At 70.2% G+C, this 6,371-nt stretch carries 8 protein-coding genes; 4 read left to right on the plus strand and 4 right to left on the minus strand.

All coding sequences use genetic code 11. From position 1 onward, the window contains the following. From AC3XYG_RS12075 to AC3XYG_RS12090, 4 genes are all read left to right on the plus strand, one after another. Positions 1-188: aminotransferase class V-fold PLP-dependent enzyme (locus AC3XYG_RS12075; RefSeq protein WP_489140079.1), on the plus strand; the 188-nt coding region annotated here is incomplete at its 5' end. 109 nt (positions 189-297) lie between these two features. Further along, complete coding sequence (locus tag AC3XYG_RS12080) at positions 298-1,410, plus strand: tryptophan 2,3-dioxygenase family protein (RefSeq protein WP_489140080.1); 1,113 nt, start codon at positions 298-300, stop codon at positions 1,408-1,410. Further along, the gene (locus tag AC3XYG_RS12085) at positions 1,407-2,576 is read left to right on the plus strand and encodes a kynureninase/PvdN C-terminal domain-containing protein (protein WP_489140081.1); all 1,170 of its coding nucleotides are present in this window, start codon (positions 1,407-1,409) and stop codon (positions 2,574-2,576) included. Before AC3XYG_RS12080 ends, AC3XYG_RS12085 begins: the two co-directional genes overlap by 4 nt. Further along, entirely contained in the window at positions 2,573-2,944 is a 372-nt protein-coding gene (locus AC3XYG_RS12090) for a hypothetical protein (RefSeq protein WP_489140082.1), read from the plus strand. Before AC3XYG_RS12085 ends, AC3XYG_RS12090 begins: the two co-directional genes overlap by 4 nt. Here AC3XYG_RS12090 and AC3XYG_RS12095 read toward each other — a convergent pair. The 4 genes from AC3XYG_RS12095 to AC3XYG_RS12110 all read right to left on the minus strand — a co-directional run. Further along, on the minus strand, positions 2,941-4,164 hold the full coding sequence (locus tag AC3XYG_RS12095) for an RNA polymerase sigma factor (RefSeq protein ID WP_489140083.1): 1,224 nt from the start codon (positions 4,162-4,164) through the stop codon (positions 2,941-2,943). The genes AC3XYG_RS12090 and AC3XYG_RS12095 overlap by 4 nt on opposite strands. A gap of 4 nt (positions 4,165-4,168) precedes the next feature. Then, positions 4,169-4,522 carry a YciI family protein gene (locus AC3XYG_RS12100; RefSeq protein ID WP_489140084.1) on the minus strand — a complete coding sequence of 118 codons (354 nt, stop codon included), beginning with the start codon at positions 4,520-4,522 and terminating at the stop codon, positions 4,169-4,171. 98 nt (positions 4,523-4,620) lie between these two features. Continuing rightward, a complete protein-coding gene (locus AC3XYG_RS12105) occupies positions 4,621-5,643 on the minus strand; it encodes an ABC transporter permease (RefSeq protein WP_489140085.1) in 1,023 nt (340 codons plus the stop codon). A gap of 160 nt (positions 5,644-5,803) precedes the next feature. Further along, positions 5,804-6,371 (minus strand): ATP-binding cassette domain-containing protein (locus AC3XYG_RS12110; protein WP_489140086.1); only part of this gene is annotated, 568 nt, incomplete at its 5' end.

The raw sequence follows: 6,371 nt of genomic DNA on the forward strand, positions 1-6,371 counted from the left end.
CCGATGCCATGAACGACGTGGGGATCGGCATCCGCGACGGCCACATGTACGCGCCGCGGCTGATGAAGCGGCTGGGCCTCAGCATGGCGACCGGCGCGCTGCGCGTCTCCATGGTCCACTACAACACGATCGCGGAGGTCCAGCGCTTCGGCCAGGCCCTGGCCGATTATCTCGCCAAAGCGGGCTGAGCACCGGCTTGCGGGACGCAGCCCGGTCGCGCTAGCGTCCCGCCAATCACTGGACCGCGGTCGGCTTCAGCCGGCAACCGGCAGGCACCAGCCTAACGGGAGACGCGCCATGGCCGAACCAGGCGTCCATTACGGATCCTATCTCCAGCTCGAACAGCTTCTCGACCTCCAGGCCCGCGAAAGCGAAAAGGCCGGGCGGCCCGCCCATGACGAGATGCTGTTCATCATCATCCACCAGGCCTACGAGCTGTGGTTCAAGCAGATCCTGTTCGAGCTCGATGCCGTGCAGGGTGTGTTCGCGGCCGAGCGGGTGGATGACCGCGCCATCGCCCGGGCGACGCGGGCACTGCACCGGATCCACGAGATCCTGAAGCTTGGCGTGCACCAGCTCGACGTGCTGGAGACGATGACGCCACTGGATTTCCTCGATTTCCGCGACCTGCTGCGCCCGGCCTCGGGCTTCCAGAGCGCGCAGTTCCGGCTGATCGAGATCCGGCTGGGCCTGCGCACCGCCGACCGGCTGGCCTATGAGGGCAAGTCGTTCGAGACCCGGCTGGAATCGCCGGGGCGCGAGCGGGTGTCGGCGGCGGTCGGCCAGCCCAGCCTGTTCGACCAGCTCGACGCCTGGCTGGCCCGCACCCCGTTCATCGAGCGTGGCGGCTACCGCTTCCACGAGGCCTATCGCCAGGCGGTGGTGGAGATGCTGGAGGGCGATATCGGCCACATCGCCGGTCATCCGACGCTGGACGACACGGCGCGGGAGAAAGAGGTCGCGGCCCTGCGCCAGGCGCTGTCCCGCTTCGACGCGCTGTTCGACGAGACGCTGTATGCCGCCGAGGTGGCGCAGGGGTCGTGGCGGATGTCGTGGCGAGCGCTGCAGGCCGCCCTGTTCATCAATCTCTATCGCGACGAGCCGGCGCTGCAGGTGCCGTTCGGGCTGATCAGCCTGCTGATGGACATCGACGAGACCATGACGCTGTGGCGCTATCGCCACGCCCTGATGGTCCAGCGCATGATCGGGCTGAAGACCGGCACCGGCGGCTCCTCCGGCCATGACTATCTCAGCCGCACGGCCGAGAAGCACCGCGTGTTCGGCGATCTGTTCACCCTGTCGACCTACCTGATCCCGCGCTCGGCCCTGCCGCCGCTGCCTGAAGAGATCACCCGCCGCACCGGCCTATCCTATGACGGTGAAGCCGGCGGCCAGGAGACGGCCAAGTGACGTACAAGCTGCTGTTCTCCCGCTTCCTCGGCGCAGCACCGGACCGGCTGCACCTGGCGGCGCACAGCCATCATTTGTGGCCTGACGCCGTGTTCGCGGCCCAGCTGCGCTATGTCGAGGACAGCGCGCTGCACGCCGACCAGAAATGGGGCCCGATCTTCGGCGGGCTGGTGCCGCGGCTGCAGGCGCGGATCGCCGCGATCCTGGACCTGCCCGACCCCGCCTCCCTCGCCTTCGCGCCGAACACGCATGAATTCGTGCGGCGGCTGCTGTCCTGCCTGCCGGCGGACCGGCCGGCGCGGATCCTGACCACCGATTCCGAATTCCACAGCTTCCGCCGCCAGGTGGCGCGGCTGGAGGAGGACGGGCTGGTCGCCGTCACCCGCGTGACGCAGGAACCGACCGCCGATTTCCCCGCCCGCTTCGCCGCGGCGGCACGGGCCGGCGGCCACGATCTGGTGTTCTTCAGCCAGGTGTTCTTCAACTCGGGCTATGCCCTGCCCGACCTGGCGGCGCTGGTCGATGCCGTGCCGGATCGCGAGACGCTGATCGCCATCGACGGCTATCACGGCTTCATGGCGCTGCCGACCAGCCTGGCTGCGGTGGCCGACCGCGCCTTCTACATCGCCGGCGGCTACAAATATGCCATGGCCGGCGAAGGCGCCTGCTTCCTGCATGTGCCGCCGGGCTACGGCGCCCGGCCGCGCGACACCGGCTGGTACGCCGCCTTCGGCGCGCTGGCCGGGGCTCAGGATGGGCGCGTGCCCTATGGCACCGACGGCAGCCGTTTCCTCGGCTCGACCTTCGATCCCTCCGGCCTGTACCGGCTGCTCGCCGTGCTCGATTTGCTGGCGGAGCGCGGCATCGACGTGCCCGTGATTCATACCCATGTGCTGGCGCTGCAGCAGGCCTTCGGCGAAGGCCTCGACCGCGCCGGGCCGCTCGATCTGGCCCGCAGCCGGCTGCTGGTGCCGCTGGACCAGCCGCATCGCGGCCATTTCCTGACCTACCGGACCGATGCGGCCGGCACGATCGATGGGCGGCTGAGCGCGGCCGGCATCGTCGTCGACCACCGCGACGACCGGCTGCGCTTCGGCTTCGGCCTGTACCATGACCTGGCCGACGTGCCCGCCATGGTCGCACGGGTGGCACGAGCACTGCGGTGATCGAAACGCCGATCAAATGGCTCGGCCTGATCCTGGCCGGGCTGGCGCTGGTCTACAGCGCCTTTTCCGGCGTCGGCCTCGATGCGCCGGAGCGGACCGGCGTGCTGTTCCAGCGCTTCGGCGCGTCCGGCGTGTTCTGGAGCTATCTCGGCCTGGCCGGGATCTCGGTCCTGGTCGGCGGCTGGGGCCTGGCCCGGTGGTTTCGCCGCCTCCGGCGCGACCTCGCCACGCGGCACGGCGCGGCCGGGCCGCCGCGACGATCCGTGGTGGCGATGCGCGTCGCCATTGCCCTGTGCACCCTGATCCTCCTCGCCGGGATCGCCTTCCTGCTGGTCCGGCTGGCGGGGCTGGCGTCGTTCCCGCCCTAACCGGCCACCATCTGCCGCAGCAGGAAGTCGCGCATCGCCGGGTCCTCGCACAGGCCAATGGCGCGCTCATAGGCCGCATCGGCCGGCTGCCCGAGCCGCCGCAGCAGATGGGCGGCCAGGGCCCAATAGGGCTGGTAACTGCTGACCGCCTCGGCCGGGATGTCCTGGAGCAGCGCCCAGCCCGCCGCGGCGCCGCGGGCTTCGGCCATGGCGGCGGCCCGGCCGACCAGGGCGCCGATCGTCGGGCTCAGCCGCACCAGCCCCTCATACAGCAGCGCCACGGCCTCCCAGTCGGTGCGGCCGGTCCAGGCCCGCTGGGCATGCGCCGACTGGATCGCCGCTTCGAGCTGGAACCGCCCCATCCGGCCATCCTGGGCGGCGGCCGCGAGCATCCGCTCCGCCTCGGCCAGCATCGGCTGCGACCACCGTGCCGTGTCCTGCTGCGACAGCGGCACGAAGTCGCCGGCCGGGCTGCGCCGCGCCTCCCGCCGGGCCTCGCAATACAGCATCAGCGCCAGCAGCCCTTCGACCTCGGGCTCGACGGGCATCAGCGGCCGCAGCAGCCGGCCGAGTTCGATCGCCTCCGCCGCCAGGCCCTTGCGGCGCGGGTCGGCGCCGGCGACATCGTCCCAGCCGCTGCCATAGGCGGCGTAGATCGCCTGCAGCACCGCATCCAGGCGCGGCGCCAGCTCCCGGGCCTCCGGCAGTTCGAAGGCGAAGCCGGCGTCACGAATCTTCACCTTGGCGCGGGACAGGCGCTGCCCCATCGCCGACGGCTTGACCAGGAAGGCAGAGGCGATGCGCGCCGCGTCCAGCCCCAACACCGTCTGCAGCATCAGCGGCGTGTGCATCGCCGGGTCGATCGCCGGATGGGCACAGACGAACAGCAGCTTCAGCCGCTCGTCGGGGAAAGCATCGGCCTCCACCAGCACCTGCGCTTCATCCGCCACCACCAGCAGATCCGGCACCGCCTCGGCCCGCACCCGGGCATGGCGGGCGCCGTCGACCAGCCGCCGGCGCGCGGCGGTCAGCAGCCACGCCTCCGGCTTGTCCGGCACACCGTCGCGGGGCCAGGCTTCCAAGGCGATGCGGAAGGCGTCGGCCAGCGCATCCTCCGCCGCCGCCAGGTCGCGCGACCTGGCGGGGAGGAAGGTGACCAGCCGGCCATAGGAGTCACGCGCCGCCCGCTCGACGGCGCGGCGCGGGCCATCCATGGCCATGCCCTCAGCCGCGCGGCATCACCGGCCGGACCTCGACGCCGTCGCCGGCCCCGGCGGGATAACGGGCGGCCCAGTCGAGCGCGGCATCGAGATCCGGCACCTCGATGATGAAGAAACCGGCCAGCTGTTCCTTGGTGTCGGCGAAGGGCCCGTCCTGCACCAGGCGCTGGCCGTCCCGCCGTCGCACGGTGGTCGCCGTCTCCGGCGGCTCCAGCCCAGCGCCGGCGACGATCACGCCGGCCTCCTGCAACGCCTTCATGTAGGGGCCGAAGGCGGCCCAGAAGGCGGCATGCTGCTGCGGGTCCTTGCGCATGGCGAAATGGTCGGGGCTGTGCTGGAACAGCAAGGCGTACTGCATGGTCTTCTCCTCATCGGGATCGAGCGCGGATGGTGTCGCTCGATGCCATGACGGGCCGGCAGCAGCCGTTTCGACATCGGCCCCCGAAAATATCGGCGCTACACCCGCCGGCGGCGCGACTTGGCGAAGGTGTCGAAGGCCACGGCCAGGACGATGATGACGCCGATGATGATCTGCTGCACGTAGGACGACACGTTCAGCAGCACCAGGCCGTTCAGCAGCACGCCGATCAGCACGGTGCCGATCACGGTGCCGAAGATGGTGCCGATACCGCCGAACAGGCTGGTGCCGCCGATCACCACCGAGGCGATCACCGTCAGCTCATAGCCCTGCCCCGCCACCGCCTCGGCCGAATTCAGCCGGGCCGACAGCACGAAGGCGCCGAGCCCGACGAAGAAGCCCATGATGATGTAGACGCCGAGCAGCACCCGCCGGACCTTCAGCCCGGACAGGCGCGCCGCCTCGGGGTTGCCGCCCACGGCATAGACCTGGCGGCCGAAGCGGGTGTAGCGCAGCACCAGATGGGCCAGGATGGCGAAGCCGAGGAAGATCAGCACCGGCACCGGGATCTCCAGGAACCTGCCCTGGCCCCAATAGCGGAAGCCGGCGTCGAAGCCGCTGATCGGCCCGCCGCCGGACAGCAGCAGCGCCGCGCCGCGGAACACCGACATGCCGCCCAGCGTCACCACGAAGGGCGGCACCTTGAGACGGGTGATGGCGAAGCCCTGCACCGCGCCGGCGGCCATGCCGAGCAGGACCGAGGCCAGCGCCGCCATGCCCCAGCCATAGCCCTGCACCTCGTCGCTACCGAGCGAGAAATTGCCGGTGGCGCTGCCCTTGGCGACGATCGCGGCGGCCAGGCCGCAGAAGGCCAGCACCGCCCCGACCGACAGGTCGATGCCGGCGGTCAGGATGACGAAGGTCATGCCGATCGCCAGCAGGCCGGAGATCGAGACCTGGCGCAGCACGTTCAGCAGGTTGACCGTGGAGATGAAGCGCGGATCGGCAATGGCGAAGCCCGCCATCAGCACCACCAGGAAGATCAGCGGCGCAAACCGTGCCAGCAGGCCGAACAGATCGAACCCGCCGTCCCGCTCCGGAAGTGTCGTGCCCTGCGCCATCCCTATCCCTTTTTTCACGCGCCTGCCTGATAATGCTACTGGCGCGGCCGCCTGATGGCGGCTTCTGCGCTTCCGGTGCTCACGGACGTAGAGGTCCGCTGCGCTCCGGTTCTCGAATCCACCACCAGCCGACTCTCACCAGCGCATTCTCAAACAGGCGCTAGGCTGCTTGCCGGCGCGTCATCAGCCGCATCAGCGTTTCTTCATCCGCATCGGCGCGGTCGACCTCGCCGGTGATGCGGCCCTCGCACATCGCGACGATGCGGTCGCTGACCGCCAGCACCTCCGGCAACTCGGAGGAGATGGCGATGATCGCGATGCCCTCCTGTGCCCGGCGGCCGAGCAGCTGGTGCACCTCCGCCTTGGCGGCGACGTCGATGCCGCGCGTCGGTTCGTCCACGATCAGCACCTTGGGCCGCAGCGCCAGCCAGCGCGCCAGCACCACCTTCTGCTGGTTGCCGCCGGACAGGTTGGCGATCTGCTGCTCGGAACTGGCCATGCGGATGCCCAGCGCGCGGCGGTATTCCTCGACCAGCCCCTTCTCCCTGGTATCGGAGACATAGCCAAACAGGCCGGACAGCTTGCCGAGCGCGGTGATCGCCAGATTGGCGCGGATCGCCAGCGACAGGAACAGCGCCTGCTGCTTGCGGTCCTCCGGCACCAGCCCGATGCCGTGGCGGATCGCATCGGCCGGGGACCGGATCTCGACCAGCGTCTCGTCGACGAAG

The sequence above is a fragment of the Inquilinus sp. genome (assembly GCF_057815775.1).